The organism is Streptomyces sp. NPDC001068 (genome assembly GCF_042897315.1).
Lineage (GTDB): Bacteria > Actinomycetota > Actinomycetes > Streptomycetales > Streptomycetaceae > Streptomyces.
This window is the reverse complement of the sequence record NZ_JBIAYD010000010.1, coordinates 317,739-343,082: the sequence shown is the minus strand read 5'-3', so window position 1 is coordinate 343,082 and position 25,344 is coordinate 317,739. Positions and strand designations below refer to the sequence as shown.

The window sequence follows — 25,344 nt, the reverse complement described above, 5'->3', positions numbered from 1 at the left end:
CACGCCCTAGCTGAGCAGGTCCGGTTCGGCGCGGCTGATGTCCTGCCACAGGGGCTGGTAGTTGATCCAGGCCACCAGGTCGCCGCCGAGCTGTTCGCGGGTGGCGACGGCGAGTTTGTGGTCGATGAGCAGCGGCCGGCCGGCCGCCTTCGCGGTCAGCTGGACCTGTGCGGACTTCTCCATCGACATGAACCACCAGGCGGCCGCGTCCACCGAGTCGCCGACGGTCAGCAGCCCGTGGTTGCGCAGCACCAGCGCCTTGTGGGAGTCGAGGGCACCGGCGATCCGGCGGCCCTCCTCGGCGTCGACGGCGACCCCGGTGTACGTGTCGTAGAGGGCGTGGTCCTCGTAGAAGGCGCAGCTCTCCTGGCTGATCGGGTCGAGCAGGTCGCCGAGGGCGGACAGGGCGCGGCCGTGCACGGAGTGGCAGTGGGCGACGGCGACGACGTCCGGGCGGGCCGCGTGCACCTGGGCGTGGACGGTGAACGCGGCCTGGTTGACGTGGTAGCGGCCCTCGATCACCTGTCCGTCCTGGTTGGCCAGGACCAGGTCGCTGACGGTGACGTGCCGGAACGGCATGCCGAACGGGTTGACCCAGAAGCAGTTCGAGTACTCCGGGTCGCGGGCGGTGATGTGCCCGGACACCCCGTCCTCGAATCCGGCCCGGCCGAAGATCCGCAGCGCGCCCGCGAGCCGCTCCTTGCGATGCCGGCGCTCGTCGTCGAGCGAGTCGTGCATCGGCGGCATCGCGAACCGGAGCTGATCGGTGGGCAGCGGCAGGGGCGGAGTCGGCCCGTGCATAGGTCCTCCAGCACTGGGTTTGTGTTACGGGCGGAAGTTACCGTCGGTCAGCGCAGGAAAACAGAGCTGTTCTGTAAAGATGACGCCCGCGAGCAAATCACGACAGAAGATGTCGGGTATCGGCAGCAGACTGGCTCGCATGACACGCACAACCCCCGCAACCGGAACGCCCGCCGCCCGTTGGGCCGACTTCGCCGCGGCCGCGCCCGACCTGGCCAGGACCGTCGAGGCCCGCTTCGCCACCCACACCCATCACGTCCTGGCCACGCTCCGCAAGGACGGCTCCCCCCGCACCTCGGGCCTGGAGATCCGGTTCCTCGACGGCGAGCTCTGGCTCGGCATGATGCCGGACTCGGTGAAGGCCCTGGACCTGCTGCGCGATCCGAGGTTCGCCCTCCAGGCCAACCCCGGGGACGGCACCGGCATGGGCGGCGGGGACGTCCGGATCGGCGGCCGGGCGTACGAGGTGGCGGACGCGGCGGTGAAGGGGAGGTTCACGGAAGAGGTGGTGGTCCCCGAGGGGCCGTTCCACCTCTTCCGTACCGAGCTGACGGAGGTCGTGCGGACCCGCGTCGAGGACGACACCTACCTGGTCGTCGAGGCCTGGCGGCCCGGTGAGCCCGTGCGCACGGTCAAGCGCACGTAGGGCCCGCTACTCCCACTCGATGGTGCCCGGCGGCTTCGAGGTGACGTCGAGGACGACCCGGTTGACGTCACGGACCTCGTTGGTGATCCGGGTGGAGATCTTCGCGAGGACGTCGTAGGGCAGGCGCGACCAGTCGGCCGTCATGGCGTCCTCGGAGGACACCGGCCGCAGCACGATCGGGTGTCCGTAGGTGCGGCCGTCGCCCTGGACGCCGACCGAGCGGACGTCCGCGAGCAGGACCACGGGGCACTGCCAGATGTCCCGGTCCAGGCCGGCCGCCGTCAGCTCCTCGCGGGCGATGGCGTCGGCGTCCCGGAGCAGGTCGAGCCGCTCCTTGGTGACCTCGCCGACGATCCGGATGCCGAGGCCGGGGCCGGGGAACGGCTGGCGCTGGACGATCTCCTCCGGCAGGCCGAGCTCCTGGCCGACCATCCGGACCTCGTCCTTGAACAGCTTGCGCAGCGGCTCGACGAGCTGGAACTCCAGGTCCTCGGGGAGACCGCCGACGTTGTGGTGGGACTTGATGTTCGCGGTGCCGGTGCCGCCGCCGGACTCGACCACGTCCGGGTACAGGGTGCCCTGGACCAGGAACTCGACCGCCGGGCCGGCGTCGGCGATGATCTCGGCCTGCGCCTGCTCGAAGACGCGGATGAACTCGCGGCCGATGATCTTCCGCTTCTCCTCGGGGTCGCTGACCCCCTTGAGCGCGGTCAGGAACCGCTCCTCGGCGTCGACGACCACCAGCTTGACGCCGGTCGCGGCCACGAAGTCCTTCTCGACCTGCTCGGTCTCGCCCTTGCGCATCAGGCCGTGGTCGACGTACACGCAGGTCAGCTGGTCACCGATGGCGCGCGCGACGAGCGCGGCGGCCACCGCGGAGTCCACACCGCCGGACAGGCCGCAGATGGCGCGCTTGTCGCCGACCTGCTCGCGGATGAGGGCGACCTGCTCCTCGATCACGTTGCCGGTGGTCCAGGACGGGGTGAGGCCCGCGCCCCGGTACAGGAAGTGCTCCAGGACCTGCTGGCCGTGCGTGGAGTGCATGACCTCGGGGTGGTACTGGACGCCGTAGAGCTTCTTCTCGTCGTTCTCGAAGGCGGCGACCGGGACGACGTCCGTGGCCGCGGTGACGGTGAAGCCCTCGGGGGCGGCGGAGCAGGCGTCGCCGTGCGACATCCACACGTGCTGCTCGCCCGGGGTGCCCTCGAAGAGGGTGGACGACGTCCTGGAGACGCGCAGGTCGGTGCGGCCGTACTCGCGGGCGCCGGTGTTGTCGACCGTGCCGCCGAGGACCTGGGCCATCAGCTGGAAGCCGTAGCACATGCCGAAGACCGGGACGCCGGCCTCGAAGAGCGCGCGGTCCAGGCGGGGGGCGCCCTCCTCGTACACGGACGAGGGGCCGCCGGAGAGGATGATCGCCGCCGGGTTCTTCGCGAGCATCTCGGCGACCGGCATGGTGCTGGGCACGATCTCGCTGTAGACCCGGGCCTCGCGGACGCGGCGGGCGATGAGCTGGGCGTACTGCGCGCCGAAGTCGACGACCAGGACGGTGTCGGGGGTGGCGGCAGCGGGAGTCGCTGATGACACGGGGTGCCTTCCGGCGGTGGGGCGGGGGTCTGTGGTTACCGATTCTAACGGGGCGGGCGGGCGGCACCCCGACGAGGTGCTGTGGCATACTCGCCCGCATGCTCACGCAGACGACCTACACGTTTACCTATGGCAACCGGCCCGCCGGCTGCCGTGGTCGTGCCGCTTGAGCAACTGACGAGCGACTTCCCCAGGCGCCCCGGGCCGACAAGGTCCGGGGCGCCTGCTGTTTCTCCGGACCGTGCCCGCCCGGGGCCTCCCCTCCACGGACGACGCCGACGACGCCGACGACGCGGACGACGAGAACCAGGAGCCCCGACATGACCGTCAGCCCCACCGAGAAGACCGGTACCGACCGGACCACCGCCGACCGGACCACCGCCGAGAGGACCGGCGCGCGTACCCCCGAGGCCGCCGGTGTGATCACCGGCGCGCGGGAGCGCATCGACGCGCTCGACGACCGGATCATCGGTCTGATCCAGGAACGGACGGCGGTCTCCGCCGTCGTCCAGGAGGCCCGGATCTCCTCCGGCGGCCGCCGGGTGAACCTGTCCCGGGAGATGGAGGTCCTCGCCCACTACAACGAGGCGCTGGGCAGGCCGGGCACCGCGCTGGCCATGACCCTCCTCGAACTGTGCCGCGGGCGGATCTGAGTTCGGGTGGATCTGAGTTCGGGGCCTTCTCACCCGTACGGCGCGTGACCGGGACACGAACCGCTTCGTTGGTGGGGTGTCCGTGCCAGCCAGGGGCGGGCCCGAAGGAACCACGCGTGGCTCACTGGAGCGATGAGGCGTGCGGATCGTGCCGTGCGCCGTGGGACCTCGCTCCAGTCACGTGACCGGACGGCAGGGGACAGCAGCCCGGTCACACCTGAGACGGCCGGCTCCGGGGACGCCCGGGGCCGACCGGCGGAAAATTGCAAAAATGCATAAGGGCTGGGTCAAACGGTTGCGGAGGCCCCGTGCATCCAGCACGATGCCTGGAGGGCCCCCACAGCCTTCACGAGCTCCCAAGTCCCAGTTCAGGCAACGGAATTACCGTGTGCCGACCGTCCGTCGAAGGCCGGGACCCGCCCGTACGCCCCGAGTGCGCCGGGGCGCCCGACCGGAAGCATGGACGGTGGCACAGGGCACAGAGACCAGCGGCGCAACCCCCCGGCGCCGCTCCCAGGCACCGACGCTGCCCTGACGTCGGTGCTGACGAAAGAAGGGCCCCGCGGCTCCGTCCCGCGGGGCCCTTCGCCTGTCCCCGGGAGCGGGCGTGCGGGCGAGTGAGTGAGTGAGTGACTAGGTGCGGCTCACCCTGCCGCACCCCTCCGGCCCGTCGCCGATCTTGCGGCTGCGGTCGTATGGGTCGACCGACGGACCGCTCGGTGCGGCGCTGCCGGTGGGCGCCTGGGACGGGAACTGCGGGTGCAGGAAACCGTCGTCGATGTCGCAGGCCGAGTTGCCGGCGTCCTCGTTGTAGCTCACGAGGGTCAGGCGGCCGGGGGTGACCTGGTAGCGCGCGGGATCGGGGAGTTCGGTGTCGATGACCCGGCGCACGATGGTGCGGGTGACCTCGCCGGAGCCGTCGACGGGGACGACCGGGTAGACGAAGGTGTAGTCCGCGTGCACGGCCACGCCCTCGAACTTGCCCCTGGCGAAGGTGATCCGGCCACGGGTCTTGACGACCTTGCCGGCCGGCATCACGTCCTCCGGGTCGAAGCGGCTGAAGAGGGACAGCGGGTCGTGGGCCTTGCTGGGGTGGCGCAGCGCGGTGTCGAGCTCCTCCAGCATGCGGGGCTGCTTGGGGTCGAGCACGGCGAGGGCGGCGTCGGGGTGGGCGCCGGCCACGACCTCGGGGTTGAGGTTGGCGTCGACCAGCAGCTTCTTGGTCTGCTGGAGGGCCAGTTCGACACGGTCCTTGGGGATCGAGCCGAGCGCGGTGGCCTTCGGCAGGACGATGCCGGCCTCGCCGTCGGCCCAGCGCAGGGCCGGGGAGCCCGCGAACGGGTGGGCCAGGGTGGGGGTCCGGGCGGCGACCGCGGACGGCGGCGCGGTCGGGGCGGCGGTCTCGTCGGGAAGCCGCGAGGCGGCGGAGTCCGTGTGGGCGGCCGCCGAGCCGAACGGGTCGCCGGGGATCAGCGAGGGCCGCATCGCCACGACGGCTACGGCGACCGCCACCGGCAGACCGATCACGGCCCACACCTTGCGGCGCCGGGCGGCCCGCCCGTTCATCTCCTGCCACGCCGGTCCGGTCCGCCAGCCCGCGGGCTCCGGCTGCCCCTTGAGCCGCTCGGCCACCTGCCGGGCGCGGGCGGAGGGCTCCTTCGGAGCGGACTTGCGGATGTCGCGCTCGGAGTCGCGGATGAACCGCTCCCACACCTCGTCGGGTATGGAGGAGGACGACGACGGCTCGTCCCCCGACGAATTCTCGGACCGTCTGTCAGACATGACACTCTCTCGCTCGGCCGTTCGACGGGGCGACAATAGCCCGGAACCGGCCGTGGACGTGCCGGTCAGCGCGACCGGCCTCCCCCGCCGACGACACCGCCCGCCTGGCGTGACGACCGTCACATAAGAATTTGGTGAATGTGGAGGCAACCATTCATCGGATTCACCGGTCACATCAGCGGAACCAGCGGTTACATCCATCTGCCGCGTCTGAATCACGGGGGTCCTCATGAAGCTTCGCCGCGCCATGGCCGCAGCAGCCGCCACGGCTGTCATCGCGCCCATCGCCCTGCTGTCCGCACCGGCCGCCTTCGCGGACGACGATCCTGCCGCGTCCGCGTCCGAGAGCGCGCCGAGCGAGATACCGAGCGACTCCCCCTCGGCCTCCGCGTCGGACTCCGCCGCGCCGAGCGACAGCGCCTCCGCGTCCGAGTCCGCGCCGGCGTCCGCCTCGCCCAGTGACAGCGCGAGCGCCAGTGCCAGCGCCAGCGCGTCCGCCTCGGCCGAGCCGTCCGAGTCGGCGGAGCCCAGCGAGGACCCGTCCGACCCGGACGTCCCCTACTGCGACGACCTCGACGAGGACTTCGGCAACGCCAAGGTCTCCGCCGACATCAAGGGCCTGCCCGGCAAGATCGTCGCGGGTGACGGCTTCCACGGCTTCAAGCTGGTCGTGACCAACGAGTCCAAGACCGACGTCGACGGTGTCGCCTTCTACGCCGAGATCGAGAACTACGAGCTCAGCGAGGAGAAGTTCCTCAGCCCGTACGTCGACCTGGAGTTCAAGAACCCCGACAGCGGCTCCTGGGACCGGATCGGCAGCGACGACTGGGCCGGCGACTACTTCTTCTACGTCGAGAAGCTCAAGTCCGGCGCGAGCAAGTCGGTCGACCTGCGGGTCTCCATCGACGCCAAGGCGCCCGCGGGTGACGCCTACTCCTTCGGCTCCGGCGCCTACCTCGACAAGGTCGACGGCCAGGACTGCATCGCCGAGGGCTGGGCCCAGTACGACTTCACCGTCCTCAAGGCGGGCTCCTCGAACCCGGACCCGGGTACGGCCAAGCCGAGCGACGACGGCGGCAAGGACTCCGTGAAGCGGCCGCAGGGCGAGGTCTCCGACCTGCCGACCGGCAACCTCGCCGAGACCGGCTCCAGCTCGGCCCTCCCGGTCATCGGCCTGGTCGGCGGGGTCGCCGTCGTGGCCGGTGCCGGTGCGGTGTTCGTGGTGCGGCGCCGCAGGTCCGGGGCGGCCGCGTAGCCATGTGAACGAGGTCGCGCGGACCGTCGCCCTGCGGCGGCCGCGCGCACCGGACGAAGAGGGACCTGGGCTCGGAGGGGGGCACAGGTCCCTCTTCGGCATCCGGGCCACTCCGGGACGCGCGCCGCCTGGATCACTCCAGGACACCCGCCGCCCGGATCACCGCGGCCGGACGCGCGCCCCCAGGATCACCGCGGACGCGCCCCGCCAGGATCACTCCGGGACACGCGCCGCCCGGGTCACTTCTTCGGGGGGACGGCCGGGATGCCGAGGAGCGGCAGGCGCAGCGCGCCGAAGGCGTCCGCGGGGACCGCGGGACGGTGCGGCTCGACCGGCCGCAGCCGCTCGTACGCCTCGCCCTGCCGGGGCCGCGGATCCGCCTCGCCCTTGTTGGGCCAGTAGGACATCGCACGCTCCGCCTGCGCCGTGATGGTCAGGGACGGGTTCACGCCCAGGTTCGCGGAGACGGCCGCGCCGTCCACGACCGAGATGCCCGGGTGGCCGTAGAGCCGGTGGTACGGGTCGATGACCCCGGTCTCGCGCGAGTCGCCGATCGGACAGCCGCCGAGGAAGTGCGCGGTGAGCGGCGTGCCCATCAGCTCGCCGACGTTGCTGCCGGCGAAGCCGTTGATCTCGGCGGCCAGCACGGTGGCCGCCTCCGAAGCGGCCTTGATCTGCTTGGGGTTGGGCGCGCCGTGCCCCTGCCGGGCGGTGAGCAGGCCCTTGCCGACGCCGTCCGGTTTCAGGTACGTCGTCAGGGAGTTGTCCAGCGACTGCATCACCAGGCCGATGATGGTCCGCTCCGACCACCGCCGGTTGGAGAGCGAGCGCAGCACCAGCACCGGGTGGCGGGCCGCGTTCGCCAGCCAGCCGAGGACACGGGAGGAGCCTTCCGCGTACGGCACCTGGAGGATGGACATGCCGCCCATCGCGTTGGAGCCCTTGCCGTAGCGGACGGGTTCGATGTGCGTGTTCTCGTCCGGGTGGATGGACGAGGTGATCGCGACGCCCTTGGTGAAGTCGGCCTTCGGGGCGCCGTGCGCCCTGCGGTAGCGGCGGTCGTCGGTCTGCGCGCCGACCAGGGCCTCGGAGTTGGTACGGGTGAGATCGCCCAGCCGGTCGGAGAGGTAGGGCAGTTGGCCGCCCGCCTTCATCCGGTGCAGGAGGGTCTGGGTGCCGTAGGTGCCGGCCGCGACGACGACCCGGCGGGCCTTGAAGGTCCGGCCCTGCGCCTTCCTGTCGTCGGTGGGCAGGGTCGCGATCGCGTAGCCGCCCCGGGAGTCGTCGGTGACGGAGACGACGGTGGTCATGGGGTGCACGACCGCGCCCGCCCGCTCGGCGAGGTGCAGGTAGTTCTCGTTGAGGGTGTTCTTCGCACCGTGCCGGCAGCCGGTCATGCACTCGCCGCACTCGGTGCAGGCGTTGCGGGCGGGGCCCGCGCCGCCGAAGTAGGGGTCGGCGACCTGGTCACCGGGGGCGGCCTTGGCCTCCCCGCCGGCGTCCCGGCCGTCGCCGAAGAAGACGCCGACGGGGGCCAGGTGGAAGGTGTCGCCGACGCCGAGTTTCTCCGCCGCCGCCTTCAGGTGGACGTCGGAGGGGGTCATCGTCGGGTTGAGCCGCACGCCGAGCATGCGCTCCGCCTGGTCGTAGTACGGCTTCAGCTCCTCCTGCCAGTCCGTGATGTCCCGCCACTGGGGGTCGTCGAAGAAGGCCTTCGGCGGGACGTAGAGGGTGTTGGCGTAGTTGAGCGAGCCGCCGCCGACGCCCGCGCCGGCCAGCACCATGACGTTGCCGAGGAGATGGATGCGCTGGATGCCGTAGCAGCCGAGCTGCGGGGCCCAGAGGTAGTTCCTGATGTCCCAGGAGTTCTTGGGGAGGGAGTCGCGGGTGAAGCGGCGGCCGGCTTCCAGGACGCCGACTTTGTAGCCCTTCTCGCTGAGGCGAAGGGCGCTTACGGAGCCGCCGAAGCCGGAGCCGACGACCAGGACGTCGTAGTCATAGGTGTCCTGAGACAACGTGCCATCTCCCCTTTGAGTGTGCACTGCGGGTGGTCGGTGGCTGGTCGCGCAGTTCCCCGCGCCCCCAAAAAAGACGGGTCGGCTATCGCAGCCTCAGTGCCTTCATCACCTTCAGGCTGGTGCTCATGAACTGGGCGTACTTCTCGTCGTCCATGCCGAGGGAGGGGGCCATGGGGAGCAGGCGCTGCTGGGCGACCGTCTGCGCCTCCGTGTACTTGAGGATGCCCTCCGAGCCGTGCCGGCGGCCGAGGCCCGAGTCCTTCATGCCGCCCATCGGGGACTGGACACTGCCGTAGGCCGGGGCGTAGCCCTCGTTGACGTTGACCGTGCCGGTGCGCAGACGGGCGGCGACCTCGCGGCCGTGGCCGCCGTTCTTCGTCCAGACCGAGGAGTTCAGGCCGTACGGCGTGCCGTTGGCGTGCTCGATGGCCTCCTCCTCGGTCTTGAACCGGTAGAGGGAGACGACCGGGCCGAAGGTCTCCTCCGTGCAGACGGCCATCGCGTCCTCGACGCCGTCGAGGATGGTCGGCTCGTAGAAGTAGGGGCCGATGTCGGGGCGCGCGGTGCCGCCGGCGACGACGGTCGCGCCCTTCTCGACGGCCTCGTCGACGTGGCGGGTGACCGTCTCCAGCTGGCGTTCGCCGACCAGGGACCCCATGTCGGCGCCGTAGGCGAGCGACCTGCCGAGGCGCATGGCCCTGGTGCGGGCCGCGAACCGTTCGACGAAGGCGTCGGCGATCGACTCGTGCACGTACAGCCGCTCGATGGAGATGCAGAGCTGGCCGGCCGAGGAGAAGCAGGCGCGGACCGCGCCGGCGGCCGCCTTCTCGATGTCGGCGTCGGCGAGCACCAGCATGGCGTTCTTGCCGCCGAGTTCGAGGGAGACGCCGACCAGCCGGGCCGCCGCGCCCTGCGCGACCTGGCGTCCGGTGCGGGTGGAGCCGGTGAAGGAGACGTAGTCGGCGTGCCGTACGACCTCGGGGCCGACGACCGGACCCTCGCCGAGCACGACCTGGAAGACACCGGCGGGCAGCCCGGCCTCGATGAGGATGTCGCGGGCCCACAGGGCGGTCAGGCAGGTCTCGGTGTCCGGCTTCATGACGACCGCGTTGCCCGCGGCGAAGGCGGGCAGCGCGTCGCCGACGGAGAGTTCCAGCGGGTAGTTCCAGGGGGCGATCTGGCCGACCACGCCCCGCGGGTGGCGCAGTTCGGTGACCTTGGTGAGGGTCGGCATGGCGCCGGCGTGCCGCTTCGGCCGCAGGTAGGAGGGGGCCTTGCGGCCGTAGTGGCGGGCGGCGACGGCGACGGCCTGCACCTCCTCGTGCGCGTGCAGCCGGGCCTTGCCGGTCTCCAGCTGGATGAGGTCGAGGACCTCCGCCTGCCGGGCCAGCACCAGGTCGTGGAAGCGGAGCAGGACGGCGGCGCGCTCCCGTACCGGTACCTTCGCCCACACGGCCTGGGCGGCACGCGCCGCGTCGAATGCCTTCGCCACGTCGTCGGGGGTGGACTCGGGCAGGTCGGCCAGCTTCTCGCCGGTGAAGGGCGTGTGGTTGGCCGTACGGCCGGAGCCGACGACGCCCTTGGTGAGCTGCGCGACCAGCTCTGGCGTGACCACGTCGGCGGCGGTTCGGGCCCCTGCGGGGGCGGGGGCGAGCGGGTTCGTGCCGGTGGTGGCCGGTGCGGGGGCCGGGGCCTGCGAGTCCGTCATGAGCCGCAGGGTATTCGGGAGCGGAGCCTTTGGGTACCCGTGGGTAACCGGGATTCACCGAGTGCACACATGACGCCAGTGATCACTGGCAGGGAATGTGCTGATCAGCGCGTTGAACGAGGCGGTCAGGGTCCGTCAGCCGCGTTCCGGTTTTTTGGCGAGCAGCAGGCCGAGGGCGGCGAGCGGGGTGAGCCGCCGGGGTTCGGGAGCCGTGTCGGACGGCGCGGGCGGCGGCGGTGGGGGCGCCGCGGCCGGCGTCGGCGCCTGGGGATGCGTGACCCATGTCGGCAGCGGGACTCCGGCGGCCTCGGCGAGGGTCGCCGCCACCTCCGGAGCGGCCGGCCGGGCCTCGGGCTCGGCGGCCAGGAGCCGCTCCAGGAGCGGGCCGAGGGGACCGGGCCGCCCCGCGGTGGCCGCCCGCAGCAGGGCGCCCAGCGACCACAGGTCGGAGGCCGGACCGGCACCGCGCCCCGCGGCGCACTCGGGCGCCACGAAACCACCGGAGGCCTCGTACCCCTCGTACCCCTCGCGCCCCTCGCGTCCGTCGCGTCCCGTGTCGCCCTCGCCCTGCCCCTGCTGCCCCTGCTGCCCCGCGCCGATGCCGAAGTCGGTGAGCACGACCCGCTCGCCCCCGGTCTCCAGCAGGACGTTGGACGGCTTGAGGTCACGGTGCACGATGCCGACGCCGTGGGCGGCGTGCAGGGCGCCGAGTACCGCGAGGCCGATCCGGGCGGCCTCCGCCGGGGCCAGCGGCCCCCCGGTGGCGAGGGCGTCCCGGAGTGACGGCCCTTCCACCAACTCCATCACGACCCAGGGGAGTTCGTTCTCCTCGAGCACGTCGAGAATGGTGACGGCGGCCGGGTGGTCGACGCGCGCGGCGGCCCGCGCCTCGTGCAGCAGGCGGTGTGCGGCGCGCTGCCGCTCCTCGGCGTCCGGCTCGTCGGCCGGACGCGGCTCCTTGACGGCGACCTGCCGCCCGTCCTGCTCGTCGCGGGCGCGCCACACGGTGCCGGCCGGGCCCGAGCCGATGCGGTCGGCGAGCCGGTAGCGCCCGCCGATCAGACGTTCCCCGACCGGCCGTTCGCCGTCTTCACTCATGGCACATGAGTACCTTGCGCACCATGCCCTTGTCGAAGTGCCACGGTCAGCGGACCGCACGGCACGGGCACCTTCCAGCGGGAGGGCCCGGAGGGGACCTTCCACCGCCCGATGTCCGGTCCGTGACGGCGAGTTGGGCGATCCGGGTCCGGTGCCAGGACGCCGGCGACGGTGCGTGCCCCGCGGGTCGCGGCGGAGGCGAACGCCCGGGTCACCGGCGCGCCGCGAACGTGTCGACCGCGACGTCGAAGTACTCCCGCGCCTCCCGCACCTTCCCGACCGGGGCCGACACCCACACGTCGTACATCCGGCCGCCCTCCTCCCAGCACAGGTCGAAGGTGTGCCGGGGCCCCTCCGACGCGCTGAAGCCGTTCCAGGTGAACTCCCAGAAGGCGGCGGGGTGTCCGGAGTGCGTGGTGTCGGAGACGCGGCCGTCGTGGTACCCGGGGTTGGTGCTCGGCCCTGCCGCCGCCGCCCGCCGCATCGCCGACCCCGGACCGCCGGTCTGCGGCTCGGAGACCTTGATGCCGAGCCGGAACGCCTGCCCGGACGACAGGTAGAAGACGCGCTGGCCCTGCGGGTCGCGGGTGAAGTCCTCCGGTACGGCCAGGGAGAAGCCGCCGGGGTCCCGCGCGAGACGGTAACCCGACGGCACAGAGCGTGAGTTGGCGGCCGATGGCGACGGCGAGGGGGACGACGGTGGCGACGGGGACGGGGTGGTGGCCGTCGGGCGTGCCGTGGCGGCGGTCGCCGTGCTCCCGGGGGCCGGGGTGCCGCCGCCTCCGCCACCGTGGAACAGCAGCGCGGCCGCCGACACTCCGGCCCCGGCCATCGCCGCGACCAGCAGCGCGGCGACCAGCAGCCCGCGGGGCGAGGACCGGGGCGGGCCGGCCGGCGCCGGGGCCGGTGGCCGGGGCACGTCCCGCTGGGTCGGCGTGTAGGCGGAGACGCCGACGCCCTCCGCCGCGCGGGCGGCCGCCACGGTCCCCGTCTCCAGGAACGCGCGCAGCATCCGCTCGGCCTCCGCCGCGCCCAGCCGCCGCTCGGGGTCCCGCTCCAGCAGCCCGCGTACGACCGGCAGCAGCGGCTCCGCCTGAGCGGGCGGCCGGATCTCGTCGGAGACCACGGCGTGCAGGATTCCGCCGAGCGAGTCGCGCCGGAACGGCGACTCGCCGCTGAGGGCCGCGCACAGCAGCACGCCCAGCGACCACAGGTCGGAGGCGGGGCCGGACCGGGAGCCGGACATCCGCTCGGGCGCGGTGTACTCGGGCGATCCGACGAAGGAGCCGGTCTCGGTGAGCGTGGTGGCGCCCGCGACCTGGGCGATCCCGAAGTCGGTGAGGACGACACGCCCGGTGGCCGTCTCGACGAGTACGTTCGCCGGCTTGATGTCCCGGTGCAGCACCCCGGCCGTGTGCGCCGTCCGCAACGCGCTCAGCAGGGCGATCCCGATCCGTGCCGCCTCCCCGGCGTCCACCGGGCCGTTCCGCGAGATCAGGTCGGCGAGCGAACCCCCGACGACCAGTTCCATGACGATGTAGGGCCGTTCACCCTCCTCGACCACGTCGTGCACCACGATGATGTGCGGGTGGTGCAGCTGCGCGACGGCCTGCGCCTCTCGCAGGGTGCGGTCGCGGCGCAGCCGGGCGTCGTCGTCCGGGAGGGAGTCGTCGACGGTGAGTTCCTTCACGGCGACCCGCCGGCCGAGCAACTGATCGGTGGCGCGCCACACGACACCCATTCCGCCCCGCCCGAGCCGCGCTTCCAGGCGATAACGCCCCGCGACCAGACGAACGGCTTCCCCGTCGGTCCCCATGACCCCCATCATGCCCCGCCGGACGGATCCGTTCCGGACGGTGACCGGCCAAGTGTGCCGCCGCCGCCTCAACCATCAGAGGCGATCATTTTCGGCCACATCAGGTTTTGAAATGAACACAAGACATGGCAAGCCGCCCGGACATAAGCCCCGAGCAAGATGAAGCGGGCGACCGGAAAAGCGCTACCAAGTGAATCATGGAAGCTTTATTTTGCCTTTATGGTAAATACATGGAAGCGCCTTTCCGTCACGGCTGTCGCGGCGGCCGCCATATTCGCCACGGCCACGGTGACCGATGCCAGCGCGGCGAGTGGCGGCGCGTCGTGCTCCACGTCCGGCGCCTCGGGGAGCCTCACGTTCACCAACTGGTCGGACAATTACGTGGACATCAGCGGTTGGGTCAAGGACACCGCGGCCGACGGTCACCACGTGGCCATCGAACTCATCTCCTCCAACGGCGGCGAGAACCTGAAGGATTGGACCTGGCACCACGAATACGACGGAAACGGATCGACTCTCACCTTCAGCACTCACGCGTCGAGCACCGACAATTGGCTCCGCTATGTCGGCGTGCACGTGGCGGTCTGGGAAGGGGACAAGATAGTCGGCGGCCACACCTGCGCGGACTGGGCCTGAGCGCCGCCTGGCGCCCTCACGGCCTGACTTCGCCCTCTCGCCAGCCCTGGAGGACGGAGGTGAACTGCTTGCTGGTGGAGGCCCAGTCGGCGGCCGGTGAGGCCGTGTAGATCGCGTACTCGACTCCGTCGCCGGTGAAATAGCCGACGTCGACGGCCCGGTACGACCCCGGCACCTTCGCGTCCTTCGCCAGCGCGGTCCACGTGTACTCCCAGCGGGAGCTCGGCAGATCGCGGTACGCGTCCTTCTTCAGGCTCACCGTCGTGTAGTCCACCAGCCTCTCCTTGAGCCGCTTCTCGAGGTTGCGCATGTGGTCGTACGCGTTGGTGTAGTCGGGTGAGGTGTCGACAGCGACGCGTACGAGGTGCGTGCCTCCGTCGGGCGAGTAGTCGATCTGCTCCAGTCCGTCCGTCTTCTTGATGGACACCGTGCGCTCCCAGCCCGCCGGCAGGTACAGCGTGAAGCCCGCGGGGTCGTCGTACTTCTTCCAGCCCTCGGGAATCGTGCCCTCCGGGCCCGTGGTCGCGCCCTGGGAGGAGGAGCTGGACGTGACCGGGGGAACCACCCTCCCGCCGTCGTCCTGCTGCTGCCCGAAGTCCCACTTCTGCAGGGCGACCGCCGCGCCGCCGCCGAGCAGTGCGGCCGTCGCGACGACCAGCGCGAGCGTCCGCAGCCGGCGCCGGCCCGGTCGGCCGGGGGCGGAGGGGGGTGCGATGGCCGTCGGCGGGTTCGCGGAGCCGACCTCGTACGGGCCGCCGTAGGACCCGCCCCGCGAGCCGCCGTACGGGGTGCCGTACGACGCCGAGTCCCGCGAGCTGTCGTACGAGCCCTGGTACGGCAGGCCGGGGTCCGGCCGGGACACCTCGGTGACCTGTGACCGCGTCGGCACGTACGCCTGTGCCCCGCTCGGCCGTCGGCCCTCCGCCGCCTCGGCGAGCATCTGCTCGGTCTCCTCGGGGCCGGGCCGCTGGTCGGGTTCCTTGCGCAGCAGCGCGGTGATGACCGGCTCCAGCGGGCCCGCGTTGCGCGGTTCGGTGGCCTCGTCCTCGACGACCGCCTGCATGGTGGTCAGCGGTGAGGTGCGGCGGAACGGCGAACGGCCCTCCACCGCGGTGTACAGCGTCGCGCCCAGCGCCCACAGGTCGGAGGACGGTCCGGGATCGTGCCCGCGCACGCGCTCCGGCGCGAGGTAGTCGACGGATCCGACGACCTCCCCGGTACGGGTGATCGTGGTGTCGCCCTCGATCTGCGCGATGCCGAAGTCGGTCAGGAGGACCCGGCCGTCCCGGCCGAGCAGCACGTTGCCGGGCTTGATGTCCCGGTGCAGCACGCCGGCGCCGTGCGCGGCGCGCAGCGCGCGCAGGACCCACAGCCCGATCCGCGCGGCCTCCCGCGGCTCGATGCGCCCCTGCTCCTTGACCGCGTCCGCCAGTGAGTGGCCCTCGACCAGCTCCATGACGATCCACGGCCGGCCGTCGTGTTCGAGGACGTCGTGGACGGTGACGACGGCGGAGTGGTTGATACGCGCCGCGGCCCGTGCCTCGGCCCGGGTGCGGGCCAGAAGAACGGCCTGGTCGCTCTCGGAGACGTAGAGCGCGGCCGTCAGCTCCTTGATGGCGACGGCTCGGTGCAGCACTTCGTCATGGGCTCGCCACACCCGGCCCATGCCGCCGCTGCCGATGATCTCGGCCAGCCGGTAGCGGCCCGCGATGAGCAGGCCCTGCATCTGATTCACGTTGCCCCGCAATGGTCTTGTCAGGGTCAGACTAAGGACCCCCCGACGGTCATGGAACCGCCGGGGTCCCACGGAGACAGCACTGTGACGGTTTTCGCCTTCCGCACGGAAAGTGAACAGAATCCGCCCATCGGATCGGGAACCGTCGGGCCCGCGACGACGTTGACGCTCAGCGCGTGTACTCGTACGTCGACGACGCCTGCTCGTACAGCCGCGTGACCTCGTCCCGTTCCGACTCCGGGCCGCGGACCTGCACGATGTGGTATCGCCCGTCGATCAGGAAGACCATGTTCCGCACGAACAGGTCGCCCTGCCCGCTGTCCGTCCAGGTGAACTGCCCCTCGGCCGACACCCGCTGCCCCACCGTGATGGTCCGCAGCCCACCCGCCGTGGCCCAGCTGGAGTCCCGATACGGCTGCAACTCCCGTTCCTTGTCCCGCTGGTACGCCATCGGGTCGGAGCCGTAGGTCGCGGAGGTGTCCCGTCCGGCGACCACGATCAGCTCGAACCTCCCGTGCGAGTAGACAACCTGGCCGCTGCCGTTGCGAGGCGTACGGCTCCAGCCCTGGGCGACGGCGACCTGGAAGCCGTCCGGGTCGTCGCGCAGGGTGAAGCCGTGCGCGGTCGTGGCGCCGCCCGTCGAACCGGCGGTGGTCTGCGTCTCGGTGGACGGGGGCGCCGTCCGCGACGGGGTCTGCCTGGGGGTCGGGCTCGGACTCGGCGCACCGCTGACCTCTCCGGCCGTGCCCGTCCGGTCGCCGTTCGACGCGGCGCCGTTGTCCGCGTCCCCCTTCTTCGGCAGGAACAGCATCGCGTACGCGATGACGGCGGCCAGCAGGAGCAGCACCAGCAGAAGCAGTGTCCGGCCCAGCCGGCGTGGCGACCCGGCCTCCTGGCGGGCCCGCTTGTGCCGGCCGTGCGGGCTGGTCGCCGGGAGCCCGGCCCGGCGCCAGCGCACCAGTTGCCCGCGACGGCGGACGATCGGCAGCCGGGCCGGGTCGGCGGCGGGCGGGGCGGAGACGACGTGTGCGCCGGCGTCCGGTTCGGGCGCGGAACGCACCAGCGAACGAAGCCAGCCGCGCAGTTCCTCGAAGTCCAGCCGCTCGGTGGGGTCCTGGCGCAGCAACGACTCCACGACGGGCCGCAGCGAACCGCACTCCTCGGCGAAGGCGGGCGGCTCCGAGCACACCAGCTGCACCAGCTCGGCCGTCGACTCCTCCGGATACGGCGCGTGTCCCTGCACCGCCCGGAACAGCAGCGCGCCGAGCGCCCAGAGGTCGGTGGCCGGGCCGATGGGGGCCGCCAGCTGCCAGTTCTCGTGCACGGGCCCGGCCTGTTCCGGCGCCCAGCGCTCGGTCACCGGCCCGACCACGGTCATCCGCACCTGCCGGGCCCGCTCGGCGGCCAGTGCGGTGGCCGGTCCGCGCCGTGCCGTCACGGCCGCACCCGGCTCGCCCCAACGAGGTGTCTGCGCGGGCACCACCGGCCGCGGCAGGCCGGTGCCGGGGCCGACCGCCGGAAGCGCGGTGCGCTCCGCGGCGGGCGCCCCGGGGCGGGGCACCGCCCCGTGCCAGGGCGAGGGCGCGCCGCTCACCCCGTACGGGTCGGCGATCTGTCCGGGCGGCACACTGCCGGCGCCCCGCCGCCCGCCCCCGGAGGACTCCACCTCCAGCTGCCCCTGCCCGTGCGGGTACGGCGGCTGCTGGGCGGCCCCGTTGGCGTGTCCGGGAGCGTGCGGCGCCTGCGCGGCGCCGTTGGCCTGTGCCGGGCCGTACGACGACGGTGCCGGCGGCGGTACGGGCGTGCCGGTGTCCCCGTCGGCCGGGGGGCGGGCGCCGGGGAGCGCGGCGCGGCCGGTCTGCTGCCCCTCCTGGACCCGGGCCGCGGCCCTGGCCCCCGCCCGGTACGCGGCGATCGCCCCGGCCCTCGCGGCCCGGACGTCCGCTCCGGTCTCCAGCGCCCGTCGCTCCACGGCGCCCGTGCCGGCACCGCCCGGGCCCTCCTCCGGTCCGGCCGCCGGCAACCCGCCCGCGGCTCGGGCCTGGATGGCGGCACGCCGGGCGGCTTCGGGGTCCGTCTCCGGTACGCCGGGCGCGCGCTGCGCGCCGGTCGTACCACCCGCCGCACCACCGATGCTTCCGATGCCCCCGCCGGCCGGCGCGGCGGCGCCTCCGGGGCCGGCCGGACCGCCGGGCGCGGCGGAACCTTCCGTCTCAGCGACGCGCCGACGGCCGTCGGCCTCCGGGACGCCGTCCCCCTCCGGCGCCGGCACCGGGTCGTACCCGCACAGCGCCTCCTCCGCCGCCCCGACCGCGAGACCGGTCAGCATCACCCGGCCGTCGTCGCAGACCAGGACCGTGCGGGCGGTGATGTTGCGGTGCACCCAGCCGTGCGCGTGCAGCACCCGGAGCGCCATCAGCACGTCGGAGGCGACCTCGGCCGCCCGGTACGGCGTCAGCGGCCGCTCGGCGAGCATGGCCGCCAGCGACCGCGCGGCCACGAACTCGCTGACGATCCAGAGCGAACCGCCCTCCGCGAACACGTCGAAGACCTGGTCGAGCCGGGGGTGGTCGGGTATCCGGGCGGCCGCCTGCGCGGCCTCCACGGCGCGGCGCACCGCGGGGTCGCTCGGCCGGCGTGTCGCACTGCGGGCCGACGGGACCCGACGCGCGCCGCGGTCACGGGCGGTGAACCCGTCGGGCAGCCCCTCCGCGTCGAGCACCTCCGCCTCGACGACCTCGGGCAGCGGCACCTGCCGGACGTACACCTCCTGCCCGCTGTAGGTGTCGAAGGCGCGGGTCTCGGTGTGTTCGTACTCGTCGGAGGGGGGCAGGGGCAGGCGGTAGCGGTCGGCGAGTACCCGACCCGCGTAGTCGTCCACGTTGCCTCCCCCGGCCGGCCGGTGGTCAAATCCGCTCGTTTCGCGGGCCGTTCCGCATACCTATCCAGATGCGTACGGTCTGCAACCACTCACGATACGTGCCGGAGGCACATCACATTGAGGCGATGCGAATTTGTCACTTCGGCTCGAAGCTCGCCGCCAGCGTCTTCCAGGTGCCCTCGCGCGACGCGCCGTCCCAGTCGGCGGCCCGCGCGGTGTACATCAGCGCGTACCCCTGCTTCGGGCTGACGACGAACCCGCGGTCGACGGTCCGGTACCTGGTACCGCCGTCCACGTAGGTGAACTCCCAGTCGGCCGTGTTCCAGCCGCGGTAGTCCACCTTCGCTATCCGGATCTTCTGGTACTGGGAGCGCACCATGCCGCGCTCCTGGTTCTGCCAGTCCGCAACCGGGTCACCCTTGGGCGTGCTCGTCCAGGCGACCAGCAGCTTCTGCCCGTCGGGCCCGGTGAACCGGTCCCCGGCGTCGCTGGCGGTCTGGAACTTCCAGCCCTCGGGCAGCCCGATCGAGTAACCCTGGTCCCCGTGGTACGTCTGCGCCACCGAGGCCTTGTCGTCGTCACTGCCACTGGAGTTCGACGCCGAGGAATCCTTGTCGTCCGAATCGCCGCTGTTCCCGGAGTTCCCGGAGTCCGTGCCCGGCTCGGAGTCACCGTCCGTCTTCGTGCCGCCGCTCGTGTCCCCCTTGGGTGAGGACCCGCCGCCGGACCCCGAACCGGAGCCCGAACCGGAATCGGCCCCGGCGCTCGCGCCCGCGGTGGCCACCGGCTTGGAACCGCCGCTCCTGCCGCTCCCCTTGTCGTCCCCGCCGCCGCCGAGCGTGAGGGCGAGCACGGTGCCGAGGACCACGAGGGCGACCACCACGGCGATGATCACCAGGGTCCGCCTCGGCACCACGTCCGTGAGCGGGGCCCGGGGCACCGGCCTGGGTGCCAGGTCCAGGTCCGGCGGCGGCATGACCGGCCAACCGGAACTCGCCTTGTCCGCGCCGCGCCTGGCCTCCGCGGACCCGCCGTGCGCACCGGCACCGCCGGCCGCCGCACCGGCGACGGGACCACCGGCGGAACGCGCGCCGCCGGCGGCACCGGAGACCGGCGCCGAACCGGAAGCGGCGGAACCGGAGGCAGCCGAGCCGGAGGCACTCGGACCCTGGACGGCGGCCGCGTCGGCGGCGGCGCTCTTCGTGCGGCCCGCGGACGCGGCGGTCGCCGCTCCCGCGGCCTTGCGCACGGACCGCAGCGCCCCGCGCAGCTTCTCGCCGGCCTCCTCGCCCCGCCTGGCCGCCGTGCCCTTCTCCTCCTGCGGCGCGTCCGGCTGCGCGGGCAGCGGCACGACCCGGGTGGCGTCGACGGGCAGTTCCTCCGGCGCGTTGATCACCGCGTTGAGCATCGCCCGCGCCCCGGCGTCGTCCAGCCGCTTCGCCGGGTCCTTGGTGAGCAGGCCGTAGATGACGTCCCGGAGCGGGCCCGCGTTCTTGGGCTCCTCCAGTTGCTCGGTCATCACCGCGGTCAGCGTGGCGATCGCCGACCCCTTGTCGTACGGCGGGGCGCCCTCGACCGCCGCGTACAGCAGGCCGCCGAGCGACCACAGGTCGGCCGCCGGGCCGGGCTTGTGACCGCGGGCCCGTTCCGGGGAGATGTAGGAGGGCGCGCCGACGAGCATGCCCGTGGAGGTGATCGACGGGTCGCCCTCGACCTGGGCGATGCCGAAGTCGGTGAGCACGACCCGGCCGTCGCCCTCGGCGATCAGCACGTTGGACGGCTTCACGTCCCGGTGCAGGATGCCCTCGCGGTGCGCGGAGCGCAGCACGTCCAGGATCGCGAGCCCGACCTCGGCGGCGCGCCGGGGCTTGAGCAGGCCGTCCTCCCGGATGGCCTCGGCCAGCGACTTGCCCTCGACCAGCTCCATCACGATCCAGGGCCGGTCGTCCTCCTCGACCACGTCGAAGACCGTCACCGCGCTGTTGTTGCGGATCCGGGCGATCGCCTTGGCCTCGCGCAGCGTGCGCGTGATCAGGCGCCGCTTCTCCTCCTCGTCGATGTTCGACGGGAACCGCAGCTCCTTCACGGCGACCGTCCGGCCCAGGGTCTCGTCCTCGGCGCGCCACACCGTGCCCATGCCGCCGCGGCCGAGCACTCGTCCCAGCCGGTACCGCCCGGCGAGAAGACGCTCACTGTTGCCCTGACGAGTCTCCTGACGAGAAATACCCGCCCGCTCCGCCTCCGACATGCGTCCCCTCATGCAACCCGCCCTGACAGAGCCTTCATTGTCCCTCACCCGACAAGTGCCCGACGCCCAGGGGGCCCCTGATCGCGCGCCGGGGCCGGACGACCGGAACCCCCGGTGACGGGGGAGTCACGCGAGCCGGGATGATGAGCCCCGACAAGAGAGGAATCCGGATGCCCTCGCTTCGGACACTGGCGGCCATACCGGCCTCTCTCACCCTGCTGCTGACCCCGGTCGCGGCCGGATCCGTGGCCTCGGCGCGGGCCGTGAACCCGCTCCTGTCACAGTTCCTCACCAAAGGACGGGTGCCCGCCGTCGCCGTCCTGGAACACAACGGCGACGACGTGCGCTACGCGGAGGCCGGACGCGGCATCTCCCGCGCCGACCACTTCCGCGCCGGCAGCGTCACCAAGACCTTCATCGCCACCGTCGTCCTGCAACTGGCCGCGGAACACCGGCTCTCCCTGTCCGACCCGGTGGAGCGCCACCTGCCGGGGCTGCTGCGCGGGCGGGGCGTCGACGGGCGGCGGATCACCCTGCGCGCCCTGCTGTCCCACACCAGCGGGCTGGCCGACTTCACCGAGGCCACCCGGGGTTCCGTCCCCCTGACTCCGCTCCAGGCGGTACGCGTCTCGCTCGCCCTCCCCTCCACCGGCCTGGGCCGCTACGCGTACTCCAGCACCGACTACGTCGTGCTCGGCATGGTCGTCCGCCAGGTCACCGGTCACTCGTACGCGACCGAGGTCCGGCGCCGCGTCATCGCTCCCCTCGGGCTGACCGGCACGTCCTTCCCGGGCACCCGCACCTCGCTGCCCGCGCCGCACGGCACCGCCTACGCGGCCGACGGTTCCGACGTCACCGACCTCGACCCGCGGGTGGCCGGCGCCGCGGGCGAGCTGGTGACCACCCTCGCCGACCTGGACCGCTTCTACGCGGCCCTGCTGGGCGGCGAACTGCTGTCCCCGCGCCTGCTGGGCGAGATGCTCGACACCCGTGCCACGCGGGGGGCGTACGGCCTGGGCGTCTTTCCCCTGAGGCTGCCGTGCGGGACCACGGTGTGGGGGCACAACGGCCGGATAGCGGGCAGCTACGTGCTCAGTGCCGGCCAGGTCGGCGGCCGGCACGTCCTGACGTTCCGTGTGAACACGACGACGGTGGCGGACCCGGAGCTCGAACCCGCGCTGCTCGCCGCCGAGTTCTGTCCGAGCGGCGGCTAGACCGGCCGCGGGGGCCCGCCGCCGCTGGGACGCGGGCCTACAGCGGCACGATGTCCGGGGCTCCCAGGCGGGCCGCGTCGGCCGTCAGGTCGTCCGGCTGGAGCTGGGACTCCCGTTCCGCCTCCACCCGCTTCTCGTAGTGCTCGACCTCCCGCTCGATCTGGTCCTTGTCCCAGCCGAGGACCGGCGCCATCAGTTCGGCGGCCTCACGGGCGCTGCGGGTGCCCCGGTCGAAGGTCTCGATCGAGATGCGGGTGCGGCGGGTGAGGACGTCGTCGAGATGGCGGGCTCCCTCGTGGGAGGCGGCGTAGACGACCTCGGCGCGCAGGTAGTCGTCGGCGGCCGCGAGCGGCTCTCCGAGGGCGGGGTCGGCCGCGATGAGGTCGAGGAGTTCGTCCGCCATCGAGCCGTACCTGTTGAGGAGGTGCTCGACCCGGGCGACGTGGATGCCGGTGCGGGCGGCGATCCGGGCCCGTGCGTTCCACATCGCCCGGTAGCCCTCCGCGCCGAGCAGCGGGATGTCCTCGGTGACGCACTCCGCGACCCGCATGTCCAGCCCGTGGACCGCCTCGTCGACGGCGTCCTTGGCCATCACGCGGTACGTCGTGTACTTGCCGCCCGCGACCACCACGAGCCCAGGTGCCGGATGCGCGACCGTGTGCTCGCGCGACAGCTTGCTGGTGGCGTCGGACTCGCCGGCCAGCAGCGGGCGCAGGCCCGCGTACACGCCCTGGACGTCGTCACGCGAGAGCGGCACCGCGAGCACCGAGTTGACGTGGTTGAGCAGGTAGTCGATGTCAGCGCTGGAGGCGGCCGGGTGGGCCTTGTCGAGGTCCCAGTCGGTGTCGGTGGTGCCGATGATCCAGTGCCGGCCCCAGGGGATGACGAACAGGACCGACTTCTCGGTACGCAGGATCAGGCCGGTGGTGGAGTGGATGCGGTCCTTGGGGACCACCAGGTGGATGCCCTTGGAGGCGCGGACGTGGAACTGGCCGCGCTCGCCGACCATCGCCTGGGTGTCGTCGGTCCACACCCCGGTGGCGTTGACCACCTGCTGGGCGTGGATCTCGTACTCCCCGCCGCCCTCGACGTCCAGTACCCGGGCCCCGACGACCCGTTCGCCCTCGCGCAGGAACCCGGTCACGCGGGCGCGGTTGGCGGCCTTCGCGCCGTAGGACACCGCCGTGCGCACCAGGGTGGCCACGTAGCGGGCGTCGTCCATCTGCGCGTCGTAGTACTGAATGGCGCCGACCAGGGCGTCCTTGCGCAGGGCGGGTGCCACGCGCAGGGCCTGACGGCGGCTCAGGTGGCGGTGGGCGGGCAGGCCCCGGCCGTGTCCGCGGGCCATCGACATCACGTCGTAGAGCGCGACGCCCGAGCCCGCGTACAGCCGCTCCCACCCCTGGTGCTGGAGGGGATAGAGGAACGGCACCGGCTTGACGAGGTGCGGGGCGAGCCGCTCCAGGAGCAGGCCGCGTTCCTTGAGGGCTTCGCGGACCAGGGCGAAGTCGAGCATCTCCAGATAGCGCAGACCGCCGTGGACCAGCTTGCTGGACCTGCTGGAGGTGCCCGAGGCCCAGTCCCGGGCCTCGACTATGCCGGTGTTCAGGCCCCGGGTGGCCGCGTCCAGCGCGGTCCCCGCGCCGACCACCCCGCCGCCCACGACCAGCACGTCCAGCTCGCGCTCGGCCATGGCCGCCAAGGACTCCGCCCGCTGCTTCGGCCCCAGTGTCGCTGTCCTCACCGCTGCCTCCCGCTCTGCCGCCATCGGTCATGGCTCGTCGTCGGTCGTCGCTCGCACACGGGCCGCACCCGGCAGGCGGGGCCCCTGCCCAAAGTCTGACCGCGATGGCCGACTTCAGCCACCACGCGCCCACAGCCTGTGGACAACGCTCACCGAACCCCCGGAAGACACACGTACACAATCCCACATAACGTTCATATTTACTCCTAGTCTGACATTGCGCTTCGCTCATCCTGTCCACAGGGCTTGCGCACCTGTCCCGCTTCGGTTACTGGGAAGGACGGCCCACGCCATGCCCGCAGACCTCGCCGTCATGGGACTCGGTCCCTACGGCCTGCCCCTCGCCCAGGCCGCCGTGTCCGCCGGCCTCTCCACGGTCGGGTACGCCACCGGACCCGAGGCGGGCTCGCTCAGCCCCGCCGAACTGCGCCGGATGCTCGCGAAGGGCTTCCGGGTCGCCAAGGACCCGGTCGAGCTCGGCCGGGTACGTACGGCCGTCATCTGCGCGCCGACCCCGCGCGGCGCCGACGGCGGACTCGACCTCGGGCAGATGGAGGCGGCGGCCCGCACCCTCGCCGGACGGCTGCGCCCGCACACCACGGTGATCCTGGAGTCTCCGGTCCACCCGGGCACCACGGAGGACTTCCTGCGGCCCCTGCTGGAGGAGGGCTCGGGCCTGCGGGCGGGGCGCGACTTCCACCTCGCCTACTCGCCCAGCCGGGTGGATCCCGGCAACCGCGACTTCACCCCGGCCACCACCCCGAAGGTCATCGGCGGTCTCACGCCGGCCTGTACGGAGTCGGCCGCCGCGTTCTACGGCCGGCTCACCGACAAGGTGGTACGCGCGCGGGGCCTGCGGGAGGCGGAGACCGTGCACCTGCTGGAGACCAACTTCCGGCACGTCAACATCGCCCTCGTCAACGAGATGGCCGTCCTCTGCAACGACCTGGGCGTCGACCTGTGGGACGTCATCCGCTGCGCGGAGACCAAGCCGTTCGGCTTCCAGGCCTTCCGCCCCGGCCCCGGCGTCGGCGGCCACGGGGTCGCCCAGGACCTGTCCGGCGTCGCGGGGCGCGGTCTGCGCATGGTGGAACTGGCCCAGCAGGTCAACAACCGGATGCCCGGCTACGTCGTCCAGCGCGCCGCCGCCCTGCTCAACGAGCACGGCAAGTCGGCCCGCGGCGCGCGCGTGCTGCTGCTCGGCGTCACGTACAAGGCCGATCTCGCCGACCAGCAGGCCACGCCCGCCCGCGAGATCGCGATCCGGCTGATGGAACTGGGCGCCTCGGTCAGCTACCACGACCCGCACATCGCGTCCTGGAACGTCCTGGACCGTCCGGTGCCGCGCGCGGACTCGCTCTACGAGGCGGCCGCCGACGCCGATCTGACGATCCTGGTCCAGCAGCACCGGACGTACGACCTCCAGGGCCTGTCGGTGAAGGCCCAGTTGCTGCTGGACACCCGCGGGGCGACGCCGACGGGGGCGGCGCACCGGCTCTGAGGGCGCGGCGCGAGGCCCCGC

At 72.6% G+C, this 25,344-nt stretch carries 17 protein-coding genes; 6 read left to right on the top strand and 11 right to left on the bottom strand.

Annotation, left to right across the window (positions count from 1 at the left end; translation table 11 throughout):
- Positions 1 to 6: 6 nt before the first annotated feature.
- The gene (locus ACFY3I_RS28390; RefSeq protein WP_365283849.1) at positions 7 to 801 is read right to left on the bottom strand and encodes a class II aldolase/adducin family protein; all 795 of its coding nucleotides are present in this window, start codon (positions 799 to 801) and stop codon (positions 7 to 9) included.
- A gap of 139 nt (positions 802 to 940) precedes the next feature.
- Here ACFY3I_RS28390 and ACFY3I_RS28385 point away from each other — a divergent pair, with 139 nt between their 5' ends.
- Entirely contained in the window at positions 941 to 1,447 is a 507-nt protein-coding gene (locus ACFY3I_RS28385) for a pyridoxamine 5'-phosphate oxidase family protein (RefSeq protein ID WP_365283847.1), read from the top strand.
- 6 nt (positions 1,448 to 1,453) lie between these two features.
- Here the strand turns inward: ACFY3I_RS28385 and guaA are convergent, their stop codons facing one another.
- A complete protein-coding gene (guaA, locus tag ACFY3I_RS28380) occupies positions 1,454 to 3,034 on the bottom strand; it encodes a glutamine-hydrolyzing GMP synthase (protein WP_365283845.1) in 1,581 nt (526 codons plus the stop codon).
- A 320-nt stretch (positions 3,035 to 3,354) separates the two neighbouring features.
- On the opposite strand from guaA, the gene ACFY3I_RS28375 reads away from it, so the two are divergent.
- On the top strand, positions 3,355 to 3,687 hold the full coding sequence (locus ACFY3I_RS28375) for a chorismate mutase (protein ID WP_390863726.1): 333 nt from the start codon (positions 3,355 to 3,357) through the stop codon (positions 3,685 to 3,687).
- 633 nt (positions 3,688 to 4,320) lie between these two features.
- Here ACFY3I_RS28375 and ACFY3I_RS28370 read toward each other — a convergent pair.
- Positions 4,321 to 5,469: a hypothetical protein gene (locus ACFY3I_RS28370; protein ID WP_390863724.1), complete on the bottom strand. Its 1,149-nt coding sequence runs from the start codon at positions 5,467 to 5,469 to the stop codon at positions 4,321 to 4,323.
- Between the two features lie 229 nt (positions 5,470 to 5,698).
- Here ACFY3I_RS28370 and ACFY3I_RS28365 point away from each other — a divergent pair, with 229 nt between their 5' ends.
- Entirely contained in the window at positions 5,699 to 6,724 is a 1,026-nt protein-coding gene (locus tag ACFY3I_RS28365) for an LAETG motif-containing sortase-dependent surface protein (RefSeq protein WP_390863722.1), read from the top strand.
- Between the two features lie 239 nt (positions 6,725 to 6,963).
- Here ACFY3I_RS28365 and ACFY3I_RS28360 read toward each other — a convergent pair whose 3' ends face one another.
- The 4 genes from ACFY3I_RS28360 to ACFY3I_RS28345 form a co-directional block, all read right to left on the bottom strand.
- Positions 6,964 to 8,739: a GMC family oxidoreductase N-terminal domain-containing protein gene (locus ACFY3I_RS28360; RefSeq protein WP_390863720.1), complete on the bottom strand. Its 1,776-nt coding sequence runs from the start codon at positions 8,737 to 8,739 to the stop codon at positions 6,964 to 6,966.
- 85 nt (positions 8,740 to 8,824) lie between these two features.
- A complete protein-coding gene (locus ACFY3I_RS28355; RefSeq protein ID WP_365283835.1) occupies positions 8,825 to 10,450 on the bottom strand; it encodes a succinic semialdehyde dehydrogenase in 1,626 nt (541 codons plus the stop codon).
- Positions 10,451 to 10,585: 135 nt separating this feature from the next.
- Positions 10,586 to 11,548, bottom strand: a complete 963-nt coding sequence (locus ACFY3I_RS28350) for a serine/threonine-protein kinase (protein WP_390863718.1) — start codon at positions 11,546 to 11,548, stop codon at positions 10,586 to 10,588.
- A 211-nt stretch (positions 11,549 to 11,759) separates the two neighbouring features.
- Positions 11,760 to 13,364: a serine/threonine-protein kinase gene (locus tag ACFY3I_RS28345; RefSeq protein WP_390863716.1), complete on the bottom strand. Its 1,605-nt coding sequence runs from the start codon at positions 13,362 to 13,364 to the stop codon at positions 11,760 to 11,762.
- Positions 13,365 to 13,523: 159 nt separating this feature from the next.
- Here ACFY3I_RS28345 and ACFY3I_RS28340 point away from each other — a divergent pair, with 159 nt between their 5' ends.
- Positions 13,524 to 14,000: a hypothetical protein gene (locus ACFY3I_RS28340; RefSeq protein ID WP_390863714.1), complete on the top strand. Its 477-nt coding sequence runs from the start codon at positions 13,524 to 13,526 to the stop codon at positions 13,998 to 14,000.
- A 16-nt stretch (positions 14,001 to 14,016) separates the two neighbouring features.
- Here the strand turns inward: ACFY3I_RS28340 and ACFY3I_RS28335 are convergent, their stop codons facing one another.
- The 3 genes from ACFY3I_RS28335 to ACFY3I_RS28325 all read right to left on the bottom strand — a co-directional run bounded on the left by ACFY3I_RS28335 (position 14,017) and on the right by ACFY3I_RS28325 (position 20,864).
- Positions 14,017 to 15,726, bottom strand: coding sequence for a serine/threonine-protein kinase (locus ACFY3I_RS28335; protein WP_390863712.1), 1,710 nt, complete (start codon positions 15,724 to 15,726; stop codon positions 14,017 to 14,019).
- A 178-nt stretch (positions 15,727 to 15,904) separates the two neighbouring features.
- On the bottom strand, positions 15,905 to 18,616 hold the full coding sequence (locus ACFY3I_RS28330; RefSeq protein ID WP_390863710.1) for a protein kinase: 2,712 nt from the start codon (positions 18,614 to 18,616) through the stop codon (positions 15,905 to 15,907).
- A gap of 136 nt (positions 18,617 to 18,752) precedes the next feature.
- Positions 18,753 to 20,864, bottom strand: a complete 2,112-nt coding sequence (locus tag ACFY3I_RS28325) for a serine/threonine-protein kinase (RefSeq protein WP_390863846.1) — start codon at positions 20,862 to 20,864, stop codon at positions 18,753 to 18,755.
- A gap of 170 nt (positions 20,865 to 21,034) precedes the next feature.
- On the opposite strand from ACFY3I_RS28325, the gene ACFY3I_RS28320 reads away from it, so the two are divergent.
- A complete protein-coding gene (locus tag ACFY3I_RS28320) occupies positions 21,035 to 22,078 on the top strand; it encodes a serine hydrolase domain-containing protein (protein ID WP_390863708.1) in 1,044 nt (347 codons plus the stop codon).
- 37 nt (positions 22,079 to 22,115) lie between these two features.
- Here the strand turns inward: ACFY3I_RS28320 and ACFY3I_RS28315 are convergent, their stop codons facing one another.
- Positions 22,116 to 23,822 (bottom strand): glycerol-3-phosphate dehydrogenase/oxidase, encoded by a 1,707-nt coding sequence (locus tag ACFY3I_RS28315; protein WP_390863706.1) that lies wholly within the window; start codon positions 23,820 to 23,822, stop codon positions 22,116 to 22,118.
- A gap of 292 nt (positions 23,823 to 24,114) precedes the next feature.
- On the opposite strand from ACFY3I_RS28315, the gene ACFY3I_RS28310 reads away from it, so the two are divergent.
- Positions 24,115 to 25,323: a nucleotide sugar dehydrogenase gene (locus tag ACFY3I_RS28310; protein ID WP_365283819.1), complete on the top strand. Its 1,209-nt coding sequence runs from the start codon at positions 24,115 to 24,117 to the stop codon at positions 25,321 to 25,323.
- Positions 25,324 to 25,344: the final 21 nt, after the last annotated feature.